This window comes from Streptomyces sp. NPDC093598 (assembly GCF_044764825.1).
GTDB lineage: Bacteria > Actinomycetota > Actinomycetes > Streptomycetales > Streptomycetaceae > Streptomyces.
On record NZ_JBIWIV010000023.1, the window covers coordinates 19,587 to 37,535 of the forward strand.

The following is a 17,949-nucleotide window of genomic DNA, read 5'->3' on the forward strand; positions in this document are numbered from 1 at the left end:
GACTCCCTCCGCCCGCGCGAGCCACGAGCCGCGGGCGGAGGGATCCTCACCCGCCTCCGCGTGAGAGGCGCTCCCCAACCCCACGTCGAAGGGACGACGGACGACGATGTTCCATCCCAGACGCACCCTCAGGGCCCTGCTGCTCCCGCTCGCCGCGGGCCTCGCCCTCACCGCCCTGCCCGCCACCTCCGCCCACGCCGCGAGCACGCTGACCAACGGCGGCTTCGAGACCGGCGGCGCGGGCGCCGCGACTCCGAGCGGCTGGTCCGAGTACGGCGACACCGGCGCCTCGTTCACCGAGTCCGGCGGCCACGGCGGGAGCCACCGCCTCAGTCACTGGTCCGCGTCGGCCTACAAGGTGGAGACGTACCAGTACCTGTCCGGACTCACCAACGGCAACCACAAGCTCACCGCCTGGGTACGCTCCGGTGGCGGGCAGAAGTCCGCCTACCTGGCGCTGAAGAACTGCGGCGGCGCCGAGCAGCGCACCGACCTGCCGGTCTCGGCCAGTGGGTGGATCAGGATCGTCGTGCCGGTCACCGTGACCGGCAACCAGTGCACGATCAGCATCAACAGTGACGCGAACGCGGGCAACTGGATCAATGTCGACGACCTGACCTTCACCTCCGGCACGTCCGGTACGTCGATCAAGGGTGCCGACATCTCGTCCCTGGCCAAGAGCGAGGCCAAGGGCGGCGTCTACCGCACCGGCTCGGGCACCGCCGGCGACGCCCTGGCCGTCCTCAAGTCGAACGGCATGAACTACGCGCGCCTCAAGGTGTGGGTGAACCCGGCCGACGGCTACAACAACAAGGCCCGCGTCCTGGCCACGGCCAAGCGGGTCAAGGCGCAGGGCATGAAGCTGCTGGTCGACTTCCACTACTCGGACTTCTGGGCCGACCCGGGACGCCAGGACAAGCCCGCCGCCTGGGCCGGACACTCCTACGCTCAACTGAAGACGGACGTGTACAACCACACGTACGACGTGCTGAACGCCCTGAAGGCGCAGGGCACCACCGCCGACATGGTCCAGGTCGGCAACGAGATCAACGGCGGCATGCTCTGGAACGAGGGATCCACCTCCAACTGGACGCAGCTGGCCGGTCTGCTCAACTCCGGCTACGACGCGGTCAAGGCGGTCAGCCCGTCCGCCACCGTGGCCCTGCACCTCGCCGAGGGCGGTGACGTGGAGGGCACCCGCTGGTGGTTCGACAGCGCCCGCTCCAACGGCGTGAAGTTCGACGCGATCGGCCTGTCGTTCTACGGCTACTGGCACGGCACCCTGGCCGACTTCCAGACCACCCTCGACGACGCGGCCGCCCGCTACGGCAAGCCGGTCTTCGTCGCCGAGACCGCTTACCCGTTCCGCCTCGACAGCGAGGACGCGCACGAGAACATCATCGACACCAGCGGCGAACTGGTCCCCGGCTACCCGGCGAGCGTGGCCGGCCAGACCCGGTGGATGAACGACATGGCGAGCATCGTGGAGGCCGTCCCGAACGGCCGCGGCCTGGGCATCTTCTACTGGGAGGCGACCTGGACCGCGGTGGGCGGCAACGGCTGGGACCCGACCGACGCGGCTTCCGGCAACGCCTGGGAGAACCAGGCGCTGTTCGGCTACGACGACCGGGCGCTGTCGTCGATGTCCTGGTTCCGGCACCGCTGAGTGCAGGGGGAGGGGCGTGCGGGGCGCGTCCCTCCCCATCAGCACGCCCCCGGCCTGAACTCCGCCACCGCTGAGGGCAGTTCGGTATCGGTCAACGATGCCGAGTGCCGGACAGGACGGCTTGCGCCGCGAGACAGTGGGAAGGCTCGGTGAGAGGGCGAAGCCGCGAGGCAGGGGCACGACATGCTGAGGACTCCCACGGACGAGACGCGGCTGCGGATCCTGGCCTGGCTGAAGGAACCCGGCCCCGCGGCGGACGGTGTCACCGCGGACGCAGTCGCCGAGCGGTTCTCGATACCGCGCCCGGTCGCCGTCACCCACCTCCGGCTGCTGGAGGCCACCGGCATGCTGTGCGCCGGCAGGTCCGGGGGCCGCGTGCACTACCACCGCGACGACATGCGGATCGCCGAGGTCGCCCGGATGTTTGAGAAGGGCTGGTAGGCGACCCGGTACAGCGGTATCGCCCCCGATGGTGAAGGACACCCGCGCAATGGACCGTCCCACGGCACTCGTTCCCCGCCACTACGTCGCGGTGGGCCCCGGCCCCGAGGACGTGGTCGCCGACCCACGCGGCCGCGTCCTCACCGGCGTCGCGGACGGCCGCATCCTGCGACTCGACGCTCTCGCCGACCCGGTCGCGGCCCGCGTCGAGGTCATCGCCGAGACCGGTGGCAGGCCGCTCGGGCTGGAACTCCTCCCGGACGGGGACCTGTTGGTGTGCGACGCCGAACGCGGCCTGCTGCGCGTCGACACCGGCGACGGCACGGTGCGGATCCTCGCCGACTCGGTGGCGGGGGAGCCGCTGCGGTTCTGCAGCAACGCCGTGTCCCTCTCCGACGGCAGCGTCTGCTTCACCGTCTCCAGCCGCCGGTACCCCCTGGAGCACTGGATCGGCGACATCGTCGAACACACCGGAACAGGACGGCTGCTGCGGCTCGCCCCCGGCGATGACACACCCGAGGTGGTGCTGGACGGCCTTCAGTTCGCCAACGGGGTCGCCGTCGGCGCGGACGAGTCCTTCCTCGTCGTCGCCGAGACCGGTGCCTGCCGGCTCCTGCGCCACTGGCTCACCGGGCCGAAGGCCGGGCAGAGCGAGCCGTTCGCCGAGAACCTCCCGGGCATGCCCGACAACCTGTGGCGCGGTGCGCCCGACGGACCGATCTGGGTCGCGCTCGCCGGACCCCGCGGGCCCGCCCTCGACCTGCTCCACCGCAGCGCGCCCGGCGTCCGCGCCGCCGCCGCCCGCGTGGCCGTACGCGCCCCGTTCCGGCCGACCGGCACGATCGCCCTCCAGGCCTTCGACGACGAGGGCCGCGTCGTCCACCACCTCGCCCGCCGCCACTCCGGTTACCGCATGCCCACCAGCGTCTGTGAAGCGGGCGGGCACCTGATCCTGGGCAGCATCCGGGAACGGGGCGTGGCGGTCTGCGAACCGCCGGCTCCGAAGTGACGCGAGCCATCCTCACCTCGCTCCGGAGTGACCTCGCGGCGCCCCCGGGGTTAACCTGAACCCCGGCCGCGATCCTCTCGCGGCGCGGCGGTGGGGCCCGCCGTACCCGAACCGCGGCAGCGACGCCGCCAACGGTCCCTACTTGCGACGGCACGAGCCCGTACGACCCCGGGCCCCGGCGAGTAGGAGTCCCACGCCATGACAGCCCCTGAGAGCCTCCGCGCTCCGGCGACCACCTCCCGTCCGTCCTCCTGGCGTGCCCAGGCGCCCGTCGTCGCGGTCGTGTCGCTCGGCGGAGCAGTGGGCGCGGCCGCCCGGTACGCGGCCTCCCTCTGGTGGCCCATGCCCCCGGGCGGCTTCCCCTGGACGACCCTCTGGGTCAACATCGCCGGCTGCGCCGTGATCGGCGTGTTCATGGTGGTCATCACCGAGATCCGGCCCGCACACCCCCTCGTGCGGCCCTTCTTCGGCACCGGCGTCCTCGGCGGCTTCACGACCTTCTCGACGTACACCGTCGACATCCAGAAACTCATCGACGGCGGCCATGCCGGCACCGGTCTGGCCTACCTCGTCGCGACCCCGCTCGCGGCGCTCACAGCGGTGTGGCTCGCAGCCGGAACGACCCGCCGCGTCCTGAAAGGGAGGCGACGATGACGAGACTGACCGGCAGCGCTCTGCGCCTGACCGTCTTCATCGGCGAGAGCGACACCTGGCACCACAAGCCCCTCTATTCCGAGATCGTCCACCGGGCCCACGCGGCGGGCCTCGCGGGTGCCAGCGTCTTCCGCGGCATCGAGGGCTTCGGCGCGTCCTCCCTGATCCACACCTCGCGGTTGCTGTCCCTGAGCGAGGACCTGCCGATCGCCGTGGTGATCGTCGACACCGAGCCACGCGTCCGCGCCTTCCTCGCGCAACTCGACGACATCGTCACCGAGGGGCTCGTGACCCTCGAGGACTGCGAAGTGATCCGGTACGCCGGACGTGGGGACGATCCCGGCACATCGGACACGAAGGGTAAGAAGTCGTCGTGAACTGGCTGCTGGTCGTCGGCGGCGCGATGGTGGGTGCCCCGCTCCGCTACCTCACCGACCGGGCGGTCCAGGCGCGGCACGATTCGGTCTTCCCCTGGGGCACCTTCACGGTGAACGTCACCGGCTGCCTGATCCTCGGGCTGCTCACCGGCGCCACCGCACAGCTGCAGCTCCTGCTCGGCACCGGCCTGTGCGGGGCTCTGACGACGTACTCGACGTTCTCCTACGAGACGCTGCGACTGGCGGAGACCGGGGCACGTCTCCCGGCCGCCCTCAACGTCGCGGTCAGCGTGGCGGCCGGTCTTGCCGCGGCCTTCGCGGGGGCGGCGCTGGTGCGTATGTGAGGCGCGTCCATGAGATCCGTTCTCGTCCGGGTGTAGTAAGACGGTCCCCTCCGCTCCCGCCCCCGAGCAGAACTGGATCCCATGAGCGTCATCAGCGTCGGTCAGGCCGTCGTCCTCGGAGCCGTCGAGGGGGTGACCGAGTTCCTGCCCGTCTCCTCCACCGGCCATCTGAAGATCGTCGAGGGGCTGATGGGGATCCCGGTCGACGACAACGCCGTGGTCGGGTTCTCGGCCGTCATCCAGGTCGGCGCGATCGCCGCGGTGCTCGTGTACTTCTTCAAGGACATCGTGCGGATCGTCTCCGCCTGGGGGCGGGGCCTGCGCGACCGCGAGGAGCGTTACCACCACGACTACAAGTTCGCCTGGTGGGTCATCTACGCCACCATCCCGATCGTCGCCGTCGGACTCGCCGCCAAGCCGCTCATCGAGGGCCCCCTCGCCTCGCTGTGGGTGGTCGCCGGTTCGCTGATCGTCGGCAGCGGGGTGATGTGGGCGGCGGACCAGATGGGCCGGCACAAGCGAGGCGAGGACGACACCTCGTTCAAGGACGCGATGCTGGTCGGCAGCTCCCAGATCCTCGCCCTGCTCTTCCCCGGCTTCTCCCGCTCCGGTGCCACCATGTCGACCGCGCTGATCCTCGACCTGGACCGCGTCGCCGCGACCCGGCTGTCCTTCTTCCTCGGCATCCCCGCCCTGACCGGCGCCGGCCTCTACGAGCTCAAGGACGCCCTGGGCACCGGGGTGGGCGCGGCCCCGCTCGCTGTCGGCACGGCCGTGTCGTTCGTCGTGGCCTACGCCTCCATCGCCTGGCTGCTGAAGTTCGTCGCCAAGCACTCCTTCAACGCCTTCGTGATCTACCGGATCGTCGTGGGAGTGCTGCTGTTCGGCCTGCTCGGAGCGGGTGTGCTGAGCAGCTGACCGTCCCTCGCGGCCTCGGGGCAGGCAGTCCGCACGCGGGCTCAAGGCCCCCACGAACGTTTCGTTCCGGCCCCTTGACAGGGGCCGCGCGGGCCCCGCAGGATCACTCCCGTGAACCTGTCAGACAGCCGGACAGCCGGACAGCCTGTGCGTCGGGTCAGTGCCATGGAAGCGGTACTGGCGTACTTGCGCGGCGCCATCGAACGGGGCGAGTACGCCATCGGCGACAAGCTCCCCTCCGAGGCGGAGCTGTGCCGCACCCTCGAGGTCTCCCGGCCCGTGCTGCGCGAGGCGCTGCGGGCCCTGCAGACCATGGGCCTGACCGTGTCCAGGACCGGCAAGGGCACCTTCGTCGTCGCCAGCACCGTCGAGGACCCCACCTTCGGCGACTACGCGGCCAGTGACCTGCTGGAGGTGCGCCGCCACGTCGAGATCCCGGTCGCGGGGTACGCGGCCCGGCGCCGCACCCCGGAGAACCTCGACCACCTGGCCCACCTGCTGGACCGGATGGAGCGGGAGACGGACACCACCGCGTGGGTCGCCATGGACACGCTGTTCCACCTCGCCGTGGCCGAGGCCGCCCAGAACCCGGTCTTCCGCCGGGTCATCGAGGAGATCCGGGACGCGCTGGCACGCCAGTCCGCGTTCCTCAACGAGCTGGGCGGTCGCCGCGAGCAGTCCAACCGCGAGCACCGGGCGATCGTCGAGGCGCTGGTCGACGGTTCCGAGAACGACGCGGTGGAGGCCATGGCCCACCACCTCGACCGCGTCGAGACGACCCTCACCGACATCGTGCGTTCGTCGCACACGGACACCCCCACGGAAGGCGGAACCGAGGCGTGAGCGAGCAGTCCCTGCACGACGATGTGCAGAAACGTTCCACCCATGTCGATGCCGGAGACGCGGGCTACAGCAAGTCCCTGAAGTCCCGGCACGTCAACATGATCGCCATCGGCGGCGCCATCGGCACCGGGCTCTTCCTCGGCGCAGGGGGCCGCCTCGCCGAAGCCGGCCCCTCCCTCTTCATCGCCTACGCGGTCTGCGGTCTCTTCGCCTTCCTCGTCGTGCGTGCCCTCGGCGAACTCGTGCTCTACCGGCCCTCCTCCGGCGCCTTCGTCTCCTACGCGCGCGAGTTCATGGGGGAGAAGGGCGCCTACACCGCGGGCTGGATGTACTTCCTCAACTGGGCGACCACCGGCATCGCCGACATCACCGCCGTCGCCACCTACACCCACTACTGGGGCATGTTCTCCGACATACCCCAGTGGGTCATCGCGCTGATCGCCCTTGCCGTGGTGCTCACCGTGAACCTGATCTCGGTGAAGATCTTCGGCGAGCTGGAGTTCTGGTTCGCCATCGTCAAGGTCGGCGCACTGGTCGTCTTCATGTGCATCGGCATCTTCCTGCTGGTCACCCAGCACCCCGTCGACGGCCACACCCCGGGCCCGTCCCTGATCGGCGACAGCGGCGGTGTCTTCCCGCACGGCCTGCTGCCCATGCTGCTGATCATCCAGGGCGTCGTCTTCGCCTACGCCTCCGTGGAACTGGTCGGCGTCGCGGCCGGCGAGACCCAGAACCCCGAAAAGATCATGCCGAAGGCGATCAACTCGATCATGTGGCGCGTCGCCGTGTTCTACGTCGGCTCGGTCGTGCTGCTGTCGATGCTGCTGCCCTGGAACAAGTACACCGCCGGTGAGAGCCCCTTCGTGACGGTGCTGTCCAACATCGGCGTCCCGGCGGCCGGCGGCGTGATGAACCTGGTCGTCCTCACCGCCGCGATGTCCTCCCTCAACTCCGGCCTGTACTCCACCGGCCGCATCCTGCGCTCCATGGCCATGTCCGGATCCGCGCCCAGGTTCACCTCCGTGATGAGCCGCAGCCAGGTCCCCTACGGCGGCATCCTGCTCACCAGCGGCATCTGCGTCCTGGGCGTCGGCCTCAACTTCGTCGTGCCCGCCGAGGCGTTCGAGATCGTGCTGAACTTCGCCGCGATCGGCATCCTCGCCACCTGGGGCATGATCATGATCTGTCACCTCCTCTTCTGGCAGAAGACCCAGAGGGGCGAGCTGACCCGCCCGGGCTACCGGCTCCCGGGATCCCCCTGGACCGAGATCGTGACGCTGGCCTTCCTCGCCTCCGTCCTGGTCCTCATGTACGCCGACGGCGGCGCGGGACGCACCACCGTGCTGTGCCTGCCGCTGATCGTCGGGGCCCTGGTCGCCGGATGGTTCGCCATCCGCGGCCGTATCGCGCGCAAGTCCACCACCGGGGCCGACGCGTGAGGAACGCGCCGCTCCACGAGAAGCAGGCAGTGATGTTCAGCAGTTCCCTCGCGGACGCACCCCTTGTCCGTGAACCCGTCCACGCCCCCGTCGCCCACCTCATCCGCGGCGGGATCGTCGAAGGCATCCACTACGGCTCCGTCGTCGTCCTCGGCGCCGACGCAGAGGTCTCGCTCCAGATCGGAGACATCGAGGCCGCCTTCTACCCCCGTTCCGCGATCAAGCCCGTCCAGGCCGTGGCCATGGTCCGGGCGGGACTGCCGCTCGACGGCGAGCTGCTGTCGCTGACGGCCGCCAGTCACTCCGGCGAGGAACGCCACCTCGCCGGCGCCCGGCGCATCCTCGAACTCGCCGGGCTCACCGAGGACCACCTGCGCAACGTCCCCGACCTGCCGTTCGACCCGGTCGTCCGGGACGCCTGGGTGCGCGAGGGCCGGCTGCCCTCACGGCTCGCCCAGAACTGCTCCGGCAAGCACGCCGCCATGCTCTACACCTGCACCCTCAACGGCTGGCCCCTGGAGAACTACCTCGACCCCGGTCACCCGCTCCAGCAGGCCATCGCCGAGATCGTCGAGGACCTCACCGGGCAGCGCATCGCCCGGGTCACCGTCGACGGCTGCGGGGCGCCCCTGTTCTCCCTCTCCCTGCACGGCCTGGCCCGCGCCACCGCCCGGATCGTCACCGCCGCGCCGGGCACACCCGAGGCCCGGGTCGCCGACGCCATGCGTGAGCACGCCGAGATGGCCTCCGGCTCCGGCCGGGACGTCGCCGCGCTGATGCGGGCCGTGCCGGGGCTGTTGTCCAAGGACGGCTTCGAGGGCGTCCAGGTCGCCGCGCTGCCCGACGGGCGGGCCGTGGCGGTGAAGATCGCGGACGGTGCGAACCGGGCGCGGGTGCCGGTGGCTGCCGCCGCGTTGGCCTGGGCCGGTGTCGACCCGGGGCTGCTCACCGAGTTCCAGGGAGAGCCGCTGCTCGGAGGCGGGCGGGAGGTCGGGCGAGTGCGGCCCGTCCGCTCGCTGGAGCCGGTCGCCGGTGCGGCCCGTGCCTGACGATGTGCCGCGTTCTCGCGTCCGTCGGCTGCGGGGCGCATGTGGCTGGTCGCGCAGTTCCCCCGCGCCCCTGAAGGGCGCGCCCCATCCTCAGTTCCACGCAGAAAGAGGCCCCTCACCGTCATGACCGCCGCCACCCGCTCCGAGCACGACCTGCTCGGCGACCGTGACGTTCCCGCCGAGGCGTACTGGGGTGTGCACACCCTGCGGGCCACGGAGAACTTCCCCATCACGGGCATGCCCATCTCCGCCTACCCGCACCTGATCGACGCCCTCGCCGCAGTCAAGGAGGCCGCCGCCCTCGCCAACGAGGAGCTCGGCCTTCTGGACCCGAAGAAGGCCGCCGCCATCGTCGAGGCCTGCCGCGAGATCCGCGACGGCGAGCTGCACGACCAGTTCGTCGTGGACGTCGTCCAGGGCGGCGCCGGAACCTCCACCAACATGAACGCCAACGAGGTCGTGGCGAACCGGGCGCTGGAGCTGCTGGGGCACGCCAAGGGCGAGTACGGCTTCCTGCACCCGAACGAGGACGTCAACCTCGGCCAGTCCACCAACGACGTCTACCCGACCGCCGTCAAGATCGCGACGGTGTTCGCGGTGCGTGGGCTGCTCGACGCGATGTCCGTCCTCCAGGACGCGTTCGCGGCCAAGGCCGTCGAGTTCCGCGACGTGCTCAAGATGGGCCGTACCCAGTTGCAGGACGCGGTGCCGATGACGCTGGGCCAGGAGTTCTCGGCCTATGCCGTCATGCTGGACGAGGACCGGTCCCGTCTTGCTGAGGCCGTCCTGTTGATCCATGAGATCAACCTGGGCGCGACCGCGATCGGCACCGGCCTCAACGCCCCCGCCGGATACGCCGAGGCGGCCCGGCGTCACCTCGCGGCCATCACCGGACTGCCCCTGGTGACGGCGGCGAATCTGGTCGAGGCGACCCAGGACTGCGGCGCGTTCGTACAGATGTCCGGCGTGCTCAAGCGCATCGCGGTCAAGCTCTCCAAGAGCTGCAACGACCTGCGGCTGCTGTCCTCCGGTCCGCGCGCCGGCCTCGGCGAGATCAACCTGCCGCCCGTGCAGGCCGGTTCGTCCATCATGCCGGGCAAAGTCAACCCGGTGATCCCCGAGGTCGTCAACCAGGTCGCCTTCGAGGTCATCGGCAACGACGTCACCATCACCATGGCCGCCGAGGCCGGACAGCTCCAGCTCAACGCCTTCGAGCCGATCATCCTGCACTCCCTGTCGGAGTCCATCACACACCTGCGCGCGGCCTGCCTCACGCTCGCCGACCGCTGCGTGGCCGGCATCACCGCCAACACCGAGGCGTTGCGCGCCACCGTCGAGAACTCCATCGGCCTGGTCACCGCCCTCAACCCGCACATCGGCTACACGGCCGCCACCGACATCGCCAAGGAGGCCCTCGCCACCGGCCGGGGCGTGGCCGAACTGGTCCTGGAGAAGGGCCTCCTGCCCGCCGAGACGCTCGCCGGCCTGCTGCGCCCGGAGGTCCTGGCCGGCAGCGGCCGGGCCCCGGCCTGACCCGCCGAGCGCGCCGGGACCGGCCGGGAGGGAGAATGGCGATCATGACGCCGTCGACGACCTTCCAGCCGGTCCTGGAGCGCATCGCCGAGGAGATCGAGCGGACCCCCGGCCGCGGCCGGCCCGCCGACTACATCCCGGCGCTCGCCGCCTGCGACCCGCGTCGCTTCGGCATGGCCGTCGCCGACCTCGACGGCACGGTGTACGGGGTGGGGGACTGGCGGCAGCCGTTCTCCGCGCAGTCCCTCACCAAGGTCTTCACCCTCGCCCTCGACCTGGCCCGCGAGGGCGACGCCCTGTGGGAGCACGTGGGCCGAGAGCCCTCCGGCAACCCCTTCAACTCCCTGGTGCAGCTGGAGTACGAGAACGGCATCCCGCGCAACCCGTTCATCAACGCCGGTGCCCTCGTCGTCACCGACCGGCTGCACACCCGTACCGGCGACGCGTCGGGCGAACTGCTGGCCTTCCTGAGGGCGGAGAGCGGCAACCCCGACCTGACCTTCGACAAGGAGGTCGCCGCGTCCGAGACCGCCCACGGCGACCGCAACGCCGCGCTCGGCCACTTCATGGCGTCCTACGGCAACATCGACAACCCCGTGCCGACGCTTCTGGAGCAGTACTTCCGCCAGTGCTCGATCGCCGCGTCCTGCGCCGACCTCGCGCTCGCCACGAGTTTCCTCGCCCGGCACGGCATCCGCGCCGACGGCACCCGCCTGCTCACCCGCAGCCAGGCCAAGCAGATCAACGCGATCATGCTGACCTGCGGCACGTACGACGCGGCGGGCGACTTCGCGTACCGCGTGGGCCTGCCCGGCAAGAGCGGTGTGGGCGGCGGCATCATCGCGGTCGTCCCGGGCCGCTGCACCCTGTGCGTGTGGAGCCCGGGCCTGGACGAGCGGGGCAACTCCGTGGCGGGCGTGGCGGCGCTCGACAGATTCACGACGCTGACGGGTCTGTCGGTGTTCTGAACGCTCCCCAAGGGCGCGGGGAACTGCGCGACCAGCCCCTACCGGCCCGCACTCCGCGCTCCACCGCCCCCGGCAGACGCTCCCCGGTAGACCAGACCCCCCGCACCTGATCACCGGCCGATCACACCCCGGTCTCCCCCCGGAGGGCACCGCGTCAACTTCCAGCCACCCCGCGTTGACACGCTGCCCGAGTGTTGGCCATGGCTTTCCCCGTCGATCTCCGCCGCTGCCAGATACTCGGACTGGCCGGTACCGCCTGCCTCGCCCTGGGCGGTGAGACGGCCGGTGCCCTGCCCGTGGGGGACCTCCTCCACCCGGCTTCCGCTCGTGCCGCCCTCGGGCTGGTCGGCGCGTACTTCGGCGTGGTCCTGCTGATCGCGGCCTGGGCGCTGCTGGGCCGGCTGGTGCGAGGGCCCCGGCCACCCTCTCCCCGCGCCCTGCTGCTCGTCCTCGCCGCCTGGGCGGCCCCGCTGCTGCTCGCCCCTCCGCTGTTCAGCCGGGACGTCTACAGCTACCTCGCCCAGGGCGCGATGGTCGAGGCGCACATGGACGTGTACGCGCACGGGCCGTCCCGGCTCGGCGGCCCGCTCGCCGACGAGGTCGCCCCGCTCTGGCGGCACACCGGCGCCCCGTACGGCCCGGTGTTCCTCGCCGTCGCGGCGGCCCTGTCGGGTCTGACCCGCGGCGAACTGCCCGCCGGGCTGTTCGGGATGCGGCTCGTCGCCCTCGCCGGTGTGGCCCTGATGGCGGCCGCGCTGCCCCGTCTCGCCCGGCACGGCGGCGCCGACCCGTCCGCCGCGCTGTGGCTGGGCGCCCTCAACCCGCTGGTCCTGCTGCACCTGGTCGCGGGCGCCCACAACGACGCCGTCATGCTCGGCCTGCTCGGTGTCGGCCTGGTGGCGGCGCTCGGCCGGTGGCCGGTGATCGGAGCCGTCCTCGTCACCCTCGCCGCCCTGGTCAAGGTGCCCGCCGTGCTCGGTCTGGCCGCCGTCGTCGTCCTCCAGGTCCGCGCGGGCCGCAGCCCGGCGAAGGCCCTCGTGACCACCACCGTCGCGGCCACGGTGACCACCGTCGCCGCGACGGCCGCGGCCGGCACCGGATACGGCTGGGTCGGCGCCCTCAACACCCCCGTCTCACCCCAGAACTGGGCCCTGACCACCCTCCTCGGCCGCGCCACCCAGGCCCTGCTGGAGCACCTGGGCAGCGATCTCGCGCCCCTGGCGATCCCCGCCTGGCACGCGCTGGGCATCGGGGCCGCCGTGGCCGCGATTCTGCTGATCTGGGTGCGGCTGCGCCCCCGGCCGGTGTACGCGCTCGGCCTGTCCCTGGCGGCGGTGGCCGCGCTCGGCCCGGCGATCCGCCCCTGGTACGCCCTGTGGGGCCTGTTCCTGATCGCCGCAACCGCCCCCACCAGTACGTCCGTACGCCACCGCATGGCGGGGGTGACCGGCGTGCTCGCGCTGTGCGTCCTGCCCAGCGGCGGCCCGGCGGACACGGGGCAACTCCTGCTGGCCGTCTCCGGCGGCGCGCTCGCGGTCGTCGTGCTGTGCCAGGCCCACCAGGCCGAGCTCGCCCCGGCCATGGGACGCGCGGCATGACCCCGGCCCTGCCGCGCACCGACCGGGGCCGGATGCTGCTGGTGCTCGCCCTCGCCACCGTGGTGACCGTCTTCACCGCGACCGTGCCCCTGCTGCGCGACTGGTTCGATCTGCGCGTCTACTACGGAAGCATCGACACCTGGGTCCACCACGGCGGCAGCGTCTACGACTACCGGGTGCCCGGCACGACGTACGGCTTCACCTACCCGCCGTTCGCCGCGGTCGCCATGCTGCCGATGGCCCTGCTGGGCCTGCACACCGCCATCGCCGCCGCCCTGCTCCTCAACCTGGCCGCCCTGGCCGTGATCCTGCGCCTGCTCGCCGGACCGGACCGGCGGCGCCACGGCTGGTACGGCTGGGCCCTGATCGCCTGCCTGCTCGCCCTGTTCGAACCGCTCCGCGACACCCTCAGCTTCGGCCAGGTCAACCTGCTGCTGCTGGCGCTCGTCCTCTCCGACGCGACGCTGCTCGCCACCGGACGCGGACGCCTTGCGGGCGTCGGCATCGGGCTCGCGGCCGCGATCAAGCTCACGCCGGCGCTGTTCATCGGTCTGCTGCTGGTGGCCAGGCGGTGGCGCGCGGCCGCGGTCGCCACGGCTGTGGCCCTCGGGGCCACGGCCCTCGCGGCCTGGGTGGACCCGGACGCCTCGCGCTTCTACTGGACCGAGGCGCTGTGGGACACCGACCGCGTCGGGCGCCTCGATTACGTCTCGAACCAGTCCGTGCAGGGCATCCTGGCCCGGCTCGGCGAACCGGACCGGGCGGTGTGGGCGGTGGCGGTCCTGCTGATCCTCGGCGTGTGGGCGCTGCGGACGCGCCGGGCGGTCGCCGCGGGGGACTGGACGGCGGCATTCGCCCTGACCGGCCTCGCCGCCTGTCTCGTCAGCCCGATCACCTGGGTGCACCATCTCGTGTGGCTGCTGCCGTCCTTCGCCGTGCTGTTCCGCGCGGGGCGCCCCCGGATCGCGAGTGCCCTCTACGCGGTGCTGTGCACGAGCGTGGTGTGGCTGTGGTTCGACGACGCGTCCGGCGTCGACGGGTTCCTGGGCAGCAACACCTATGCCTGGATCACCCTGGGGCTGCTGCTGTGGCTGCCGGTGGGTCAGCTCCGTCCGGGTCTGCGCACGGGAAGCCGCAGCACCAGCACCACGACCGCCGCGCCCGTACCGGCGGCACCCGCGATCAGCCCCGCCTCCGTCCAGACGGAGCCGGGCTCCTCCGGCACCGCCGCCGCGACCGCGGGGGTCGCCGCCGGCCTGGCGGGGGTCCGCGGCGCGCCGAGCGAGCCCACCGCCTCGACCCTCCCGGCCGACCCGAAGCCCCAGTCGAGCAGCGAGCGCGCCTCCTCGTACACGGCCGACCCGCCGCCCTCCTGAGGATTCATCACCGTCACGACCAAGGTGCGCCCGTCCCGCCGCGCCGCCGCGACGAGCGTGCTCCCGGCCTTGCTGGTGTAACCGTTCTTGATCCCGATCAGCCCCCGGTACGGCTTCACGCCCCGGGCGCCGCTCAGCAGCCGGTTGGTGTTGAGGATCGAGTACGACCGGCCGCCGCCACCGGGGAAGCGGGCCTCGACGGTGGCGCAGTACCGGGCGAAGTCGGGGTTGCGCAGCCCCACCCGGCCGAACACCGCCAGGTCGTACGCCGACGACACCTGGCCCGGTGCGTCGTAGCCGTCGGGTGACACCACGCGGGTGTCGAGGGCGCCGAGGGACAGGGCCTTGGCCTGCATCCGCTCGGCCGTGACCCGCCAGCCGCCGTTGAGCTCGGCCAGGACGCGCACGGCGTCGTTGCCCGAGTTGAGGAAGACACCGCGCCACAGGTCGGCGACCTGGTACGTACGGCCCTCGGCGACTCCGACCAGGCTGCTGCCGGCACCGATGCCCCGCAACTCCCGCGCGCGGACCGTGTGCTGGATGCCCGCCGGCAGCGCGGGCAGCACGGTCAGGGCGAACAGGGTCTTCAGGGTGCTGGCCGGGGGCAGCCTGCGGTGGGCGTTGTGGGCGGCGAGCACCTCACCGGTCCGGGCGTCGGCCACCAGCCAGGACAGGGCGGAGACCGCCGGGACGCGAGGCGCCCCGGCGCGCGGGCGGACCTGGGTGCCGGGGCGGTACAGCAGCGAAGGGTGCGGGGCCGCGGCCCTCGGCCCGCCCGGCGGAGTGGGCTCCGTCCCGCCGGGGCCGGCCGCCGCGGGCGTCAGTGCCAGGAGCCCCGCCACGCAGAGCGCACCGGCCGACACGGCCACCCGGGAAGAGAATCCGATGATCATATGATCAACGTAGGAACGGACACGTGCCACGCGGCGACGGCGGGGCCGCGCGCCGCGCGCCAGCACCCGGATGGATGATTCCCCCGGGTCAGCCCGAGGGCAGCGTGGGCCGGATGCGCCGCAGGAACGTCGCGTTGTCCGGTGTCTCACGCATCCGCTCCAGGAGGGTCTCCAGACCACCCTGCCCGTCCCGGCCCTGCAGCACCCGCCGCAGTCCGTGGACGGCCGCCAACTCGGCCGGAGGCAGCAGGAGTTCCTCCCGGCGCGTGCCGGAGCCGGTGATGTCGACGGCCGGGAACACGCGCCGGGACGCCGGGTCACGGCTCAGGCGGAGCTCCATGTTGCCGGTGCTTTTCAGCTCCTCGAAGTAGAAGTCGTCGGCCCGGGAGCCGGTCTCCACCAGGGCGGTCGCGAGGATGGTGAGGGAACCGCCCTCCTCGGCCGACCGGGCGGCACCGAAGAACCGCTTGGGGCCGGTCAGCGCGGACGCGTCGACGCCACCGGTGAGGATGCGGCCACCGGACGCGGCCGCGTTGTTGTGCGCCCGGCACAGCCGGGTCAGGGAGTCGAGGAGGACGACGACGTCCTCGCCGGCCTCGACGAGCCGTTTGGCGCGCTCGATCACGAGGTCGGCGAGCGCGATGTGCTGCTTGGCGCTGCGGTCGAAGGTCGAGGCGTAGACCTCGCCCCGCACGCAGCGCCGCATGTCGGTGACCTCCTCGGGCCGCTCGTCGAGCAGCAGCATCATCAGCCGGCACTCGGGATGGTTGCCGGTGACGGCGGCCGCGATCTGCTGGAGGAGCACGGTCTTGCCGGTCTTGGGCGGGGCCACGAGGAGCCCGCGCTGGCCCTTGCCGACCGGTGCGATCAGGTCGACGACGCGTCCGGCCGGTCCGGCGGCTGGGTGTTCGAGCCGCAGCCGCTCGTGCGGATGCAGCGGCGTCAGGTCCCGGAAGTGGCGCCGGCCGCGCAGGTCCCCGGGCGCACGGCCGTCGACCCGGGTGACGTCGGTCAGTCCGCGCCGGTCGCCGGGCACGCCCTCGACGAGGTCCCCCTTGCGCAGGCCGTACCGGCGGATGAGCGTGGCGGGGACCGCGGCCTCGATGGGTGTGGGCAGGCAGTTCTCGGCGCGAAGGTGCCCCTTTCCGTTCGCGTCGATGTCGAGGACCCCGGACACGGTCCGGACCGGGGACTGCTGCTGTACGAGCGGGTGTTCGAGCGTGGTGGTCATGGTGGTGGGTGTCCTTTCACGGACGGCAGGCATGAGACATGCGAAGGGAAGGGGGAGAGAGCCGCGAGGGGAGGGCCTGTGGCACGCCTCCGGGCGGCGGGGAACAGCACCTTCGGATACGACGAAACGCGTCGTGGTGCTGGAAATGAAGGAGAGGGAGAAAGAAGCCGGCACCGGCGCCCACAAAGGGGGCGTGCACGAGTGCTGCTCGCAATGTACCACGGAAAGCGGTGGATGTGAGCCGGCTACCTCAGCGAGTGGCCAGCAGCCCGTACAACAACGGGATCCGCGGCTCGGGCAGCCGCCACCAGCCGGAGTCCGTACGGACCATCTGCGGCCAGCGCGGCCAGGGAAGTTCGTCGGCTTCCCGCAGCCGCCGCACGGCGAGCCCCGCATCCGTCAACGCGTTGACGACCTCACCCATGCCGTGCATCCACTCGTAGCTGTCCGTGGCGCCCTCGACGGCCGGGCCGTCCGTGTACGTGTGGGTCCCGTCGCGGTGCACCGGACCGGCGCCGCCCAGGTAGTCGTGACGCAGAAGCAGCTCCGGGCCCTCGCCCGCCGCGGGCTTCGGCCCGAGCGAGTTGAGCAGGGGATGGAACTCCACGACGTACAACCGGCCACCCGGGCGCAGGAGTTGGCTGATGATCTCCGCCCATCGGCCGAGGTCGGGGAGGTAGCACAGGGCGCCCTTGCCGGTGTAGACGACGTCGAACCGCCGTCCGTCCAGGGCCTCGACGGCGTCGTACACGTTCGCCCGGACGTACGTCACGTCCGTGCCGGACTGCGCGGCGATGTCGTGGGCGGCCGCCACGGACGCCTCGGAGAAGTCGAGGCCGACGGCCCGGGCGCCGCGCCGCGCGAAGGCGATCGTCTCCGTGCCGAGGTGACACTGGAGGTGCAGCACGTCGCGCCCGGCCAGCTCGCCGAGGTCCTCCCACTCGAACGGGGCGAACCAGCGCTCTGGGTCGAGGTCCTGGTCGCAACCGTAGAACCGGCTGGCGAGATGGACGGGCGTGCGGGCGTCCCAGTTCGCCTGGTTGGCCCGCATCAGCCGGTCGTGCTCGGCGGACGTCATGAGGACATCCAACCGTGAACCGGCCGCGGGCGCCGGGAGAACGCGGCAACGGATCTCAGGACGTGTCGCTCAGACCGAGCGGGCCCGCGCCTCCTCGGCGATCCGCTCGAACTGCTCGCCCATGGCCGCCGCGAGCGCCTGGGCGGCCGACAACGGGCGCACCATCACCGTGAATTCGTCGATGAGACCGTCCTCGTCGACGTGGATGAAGTCACAGCCGTTGATCTCCCGGTCGCCCACGCGCGCGGTGAAGACCAGGGCGTGGTCGCGGCCGCCCACGTCGTCGATCTCGCGCACGTAGCGGAAGTCCTGGAAGACCCCGGACACGGCGCGCAGGATCGCCGCTGTGATCGCCTTTCCGGCGTACGGCTTGAACACGACCGGGCTGGTGAAGACGACGTCCGGCGCCAGCAGCGCCTCGGCGGCGTCGAGGTCGAGCTTCTCGACCGCCTCACGGAATGCACGCATCGAATCCGCCTTAGTCAATTTGTTGAGTAGGTGTGGAGTAGATTAGTCACCCATTGATACGGTG

17 protein-coding genes and 1 pseudogene are annotated in these 17,949 nt (G+C 71.7%); 14 read left to right on the forward strand and 4 right to left on the reverse strand.

Annotated elements, in window-relative coordinates:
- The first annotated feature begins 106 nt into the window (after positions 1-106).
- The 14 genes from ACIRDU_RS36590 to ACIRDU_RS36655 all read left to right on the forward strand — a co-directional run bounded on the left by ACIRDU_RS36590 (position 107) and on the right by ACIRDU_RS36655 (position 14,215).
- Positions 107-1,666 (forward strand): arabinogalactan endo-beta-1,4-galactanase, encoded by a 1,560-nt coding sequence (locus tag ACIRDU_RS36590; RefSeq protein ID WP_403588196.1) that lies wholly within the window; start codon positions 107-109, stop codon positions 1,664-1,666.
- Positions 1,667-1,849: 183 nt separating this feature from the next.
- Complete coding sequence (locus ACIRDU_RS36595; RefSeq protein ID WP_403588199.1) at positions 1,850-2,107, forward strand: ArsR/SmtB family transcription factor; 258 nt, start codon at positions 1,850-1,852, stop codon at positions 2,105-2,107.
- A 49-nt stretch (positions 2,108-2,156) separates the two neighbouring features.
- Positions 2,157-3,116 carry an SMP-30/gluconolactonase/LRE family protein gene (locus ACIRDU_RS36600; protein WP_403588202.1) on the forward strand — a complete coding sequence of 320 codons (960 nt, stop codon included), beginning with the start codon at positions 2,157-2,159 and terminating at the stop codon, positions 3,114-3,116.
- 198 nt (positions 3,117-3,314) lie between these two features.
- A complete protein-coding gene (gene crcB / locus ACIRDU_RS36605) occupies positions 3,315-3,770 on the forward strand; it encodes a fluoride efflux transporter CrcB (RefSeq protein WP_403588204.1) in 456 nt (151 codons plus the stop codon).
- Positions 3,767-4,147, forward strand: coding sequence for a DUF190 domain-containing protein (locus ACIRDU_RS36610; RefSeq protein ID WP_403588206.1), 381 nt, complete (start codon positions 3,767-3,769; stop codon positions 4,145-4,147). Before crcB (ACIRDU_RS36605) ends, ACIRDU_RS36610 begins: the two co-directional genes overlap by 4 nt.
- Complete coding sequence (gene crcB / locus ACIRDU_RS36615; protein WP_403588208.1) at positions 4,144-4,491, forward strand: fluoride efflux transporter CrcB; 348 nt, start codon at positions 4,144-4,146, stop codon at positions 4,489-4,491. Before ACIRDU_RS36610 ends, crcB (ACIRDU_RS36615) begins: the two co-directional genes overlap by 4 nt.
- Positions 4,492-4,572: 81 nt before the next feature.
- The gene (locus ACIRDU_RS36620; protein WP_403588210.1) at positions 4,573-5,409 is read left to right on the forward strand and encodes an undecaprenyl-diphosphate phosphatase; all 837 of its coding nucleotides are present in this window, start codon (positions 4,573-4,575) and stop codon (positions 5,407-5,409) included.
- A 165-nt stretch (positions 5,410-5,574) separates the two neighbouring features.
- On the forward strand, positions 5,575-6,252 hold the full coding sequence (locus tag ACIRDU_RS36625; RefSeq protein WP_403588212.1) for a FadR/GntR family transcriptional regulator: 678 nt from the start codon (positions 5,575-5,577) through the stop codon (positions 6,250-6,252).
- Positions 6,249-7,691 carry an amino acid permease gene (locus ACIRDU_RS36630; RefSeq protein WP_403588213.1) on the forward strand — a complete coding sequence of 481 codons (1,443 nt, stop codon included), beginning with the start codon at positions 6,249-6,251 and terminating at the stop codon, positions 7,689-7,691. The genes ACIRDU_RS36625 and ACIRDU_RS36630 overlap by 4 nt, the downstream gene beginning before the upstream one ends.
- Positions 7,692-7,723: 32 nt before the next feature.
- Entirely contained in the window at positions 7,724-8,740 is a 1,017-nt protein-coding gene (locus ACIRDU_RS36635; RefSeq protein WP_403588214.1) for an asparaginase, read from the forward strand.
- A gap of 123 nt (positions 8,741-8,863) precedes the next feature.
- Entirely contained in the window at positions 8,864-10,273 is a 1,410-nt protein-coding gene (gene aspA, locus ACIRDU_RS36640) for an aspartate ammonia-lyase (RefSeq protein WP_403588216.1), read from the forward strand.
- 35 nt (positions 10,274-10,308) lie between these two features.
- Entirely contained in the window at positions 10,309-11,241 is a 933-nt protein-coding gene (locus tag ACIRDU_RS36645) for a glutaminase (RefSeq protein ID WP_403588218.1), read from the forward strand.
- 200 nt (positions 11,242-11,441) lie between these two features.
- Positions 11,442-12,839, forward strand: coding sequence for a polyprenol phosphomannose-dependent alpha 1,6 mannosyltransferase MptB (gene mptB / locus ACIRDU_RS36650; protein ID WP_403588220.1), 1,398 nt, complete (start codon positions 11,442-11,444; stop codon positions 12,837-12,839).
- On the forward strand, positions 12,836-14,215 hold the full coding sequence (locus ACIRDU_RS36655) for a glycosyltransferase family 87 protein (RefSeq protein ID WP_403588222.1): 1,380 nt from the start codon (positions 12,836-12,838) through the stop codon (positions 14,213-14,215). Before mptB ends, ACIRDU_RS36655 begins: the two co-directional genes overlap by 4 nt.
- Positions 14,216-14,274: 59 nt before the next feature.
- On the opposite strand, the pseudogene ACIRDU_RS36660 reads toward ACIRDU_RS36655, so the two are convergent.
- The 4 genes and pseudogenes from ACIRDU_RS36660 to ACIRDU_RS36675 form a co-directional block, all read right to left on the reverse strand.
- Positions 14,275-15,108: pseudogene (locus tag ACIRDU_RS36660) on the reverse strand (D-alanyl-D-alanine carboxypeptidase family protein); the annotation flags it as partial.
- Positions 15,109-15,196: 88 nt separating this feature from the next.
- Entirely contained in the window at positions 15,197-16,339 is a 1,143-nt protein-coding gene (gene rho, locus ACIRDU_RS36665; protein WP_403588224.1) for a transcription termination factor Rho, read from the reverse strand.
- 250 nt (positions 16,340-16,589) lie between these two features.
- Entirely contained in the window at positions 16,590-17,417 is an 828-nt protein-coding gene (locus ACIRDU_RS36670) for a class I SAM-dependent methyltransferase (RefSeq protein ID WP_403588226.1), read from the reverse strand.
- Between the two features lie 69 nt (positions 17,418-17,486).
- Positions 17,487-17,885 carry a nuclear transport factor 2 family protein gene (locus tag ACIRDU_RS36675; RefSeq protein WP_403588228.1) on the reverse strand — a complete coding sequence of 133 codons (399 nt, stop codon included), beginning with the start codon at positions 17,883-17,885 and terminating at the stop codon, positions 17,487-17,489.
- Between the last annotated feature and the right edge of the window lie 64 nt (positions 17,886-17,949).

Excerpts from the sequence above, each read along its gene's own strand:
- ACIRDU_RS36620 (WP_403588210.1), top strand. The coding sequence starts at position 4,573 with ATGAGCGTCATCAGCGTCGGTCAGGCCGTCGTCCTCGGAGCCGTCGAG.
- ACIRDU_RS36595 (WP_403588199.1), top strand. The coding sequence starts at position 1,850 with ATGCTGAGGACTCCCACGGACGAGACGCGGCTGCGGATCCTGGCCTGG.
- crcB (WP_403588204.1), top strand. The coding sequence starts at position 3,315 with ATGACAGCCCCTGAGAGCCTCCGCGCTCCGGCGACCACCTCCCGTCCG.
- ACIRDU_RS36610 (WP_403588206.1), top strand. The coding sequence starts at position 3,767 with ATGACGAGACTGACCGGCAGCGCTCTGCGCCTGACCGTCTTCATCGGC.
- ACIRDU_RS36625 (WP_403588212.1), top strand. The coding sequence starts at position 5,575 with ATGGAAGCGGTACTGGCGTACTTGCGCGGCGCCATCGAACGGGGCGAG.
- rho (WP_403588224.1), bottom strand. The coding sequence starts at position 16,339 with ATGACCACCACGCTCGAACACCCGCTCGTACAGCAGCAGTCCCCGGTC.
- ACIRDU_RS36670 (WP_403588226.1), bottom strand. The coding sequence starts at position 17,417 with ATGACGTCCGCCGAGCACGACCGGCTGATGCGGGCCAACCAGGCGAAC.
- ACIRDU_RS36635 (WP_403588214.1), top strand. The coding sequence starts at position 7,724 with ATGTTCAGCAGTTCCCTCGCGGACGCACCCCTTGTCCGTGAACCCGTC.
- ACIRDU_RS36675 (WP_403588228.1), bottom strand. The coding sequence starts at position 17,885 with ATGCGTGCATTCCGTGAGGCGGTCGAGAAGCTCGACCTCGACGCCGCC.
- mptB (WP_403588220.1), top strand. The coding sequence starts at position 11,442 with ATGGCTTTCCCCGTCGATCTCCGCCGCTGCCAGATACTCGGACTGGCC.
- ACIRDU_RS36600 (WP_403588202.1), top strand. The coding sequence starts at position 2,157 with ATGGACCGTCCCACGGCACTCGTTCCCCGCCACTACGTCGCGGTGGGC.
- aspA (WP_403588216.1), top strand. The coding sequence starts at position 8,864 with ATGACCGCCGCCACCCGCTCCGAGCACGACCTGCTCGGCGACCGTGAC.
- ACIRDU_RS36590 (WP_403588196.1), top strand. The coding sequence starts at position 107 with ATGTTCCATCCCAGACGCACCCTCAGGGCCCTGCTGCTCCCGCTCGCC.
- ACIRDU_RS36645 (WP_403588218.1), top strand. The coding sequence starts at position 10,309 with ATGGCGATCATGACGCCGTCGACGACCTTCCAGCCGGTCCTGGAGCGC.
- ACIRDU_RS36655 (WP_403588222.1), top strand. The coding sequence starts at position 12,836 with ATGACCCCGGCCCTGCCGCGCACCGACCGGGGCCGGATGCTGCTGGTG.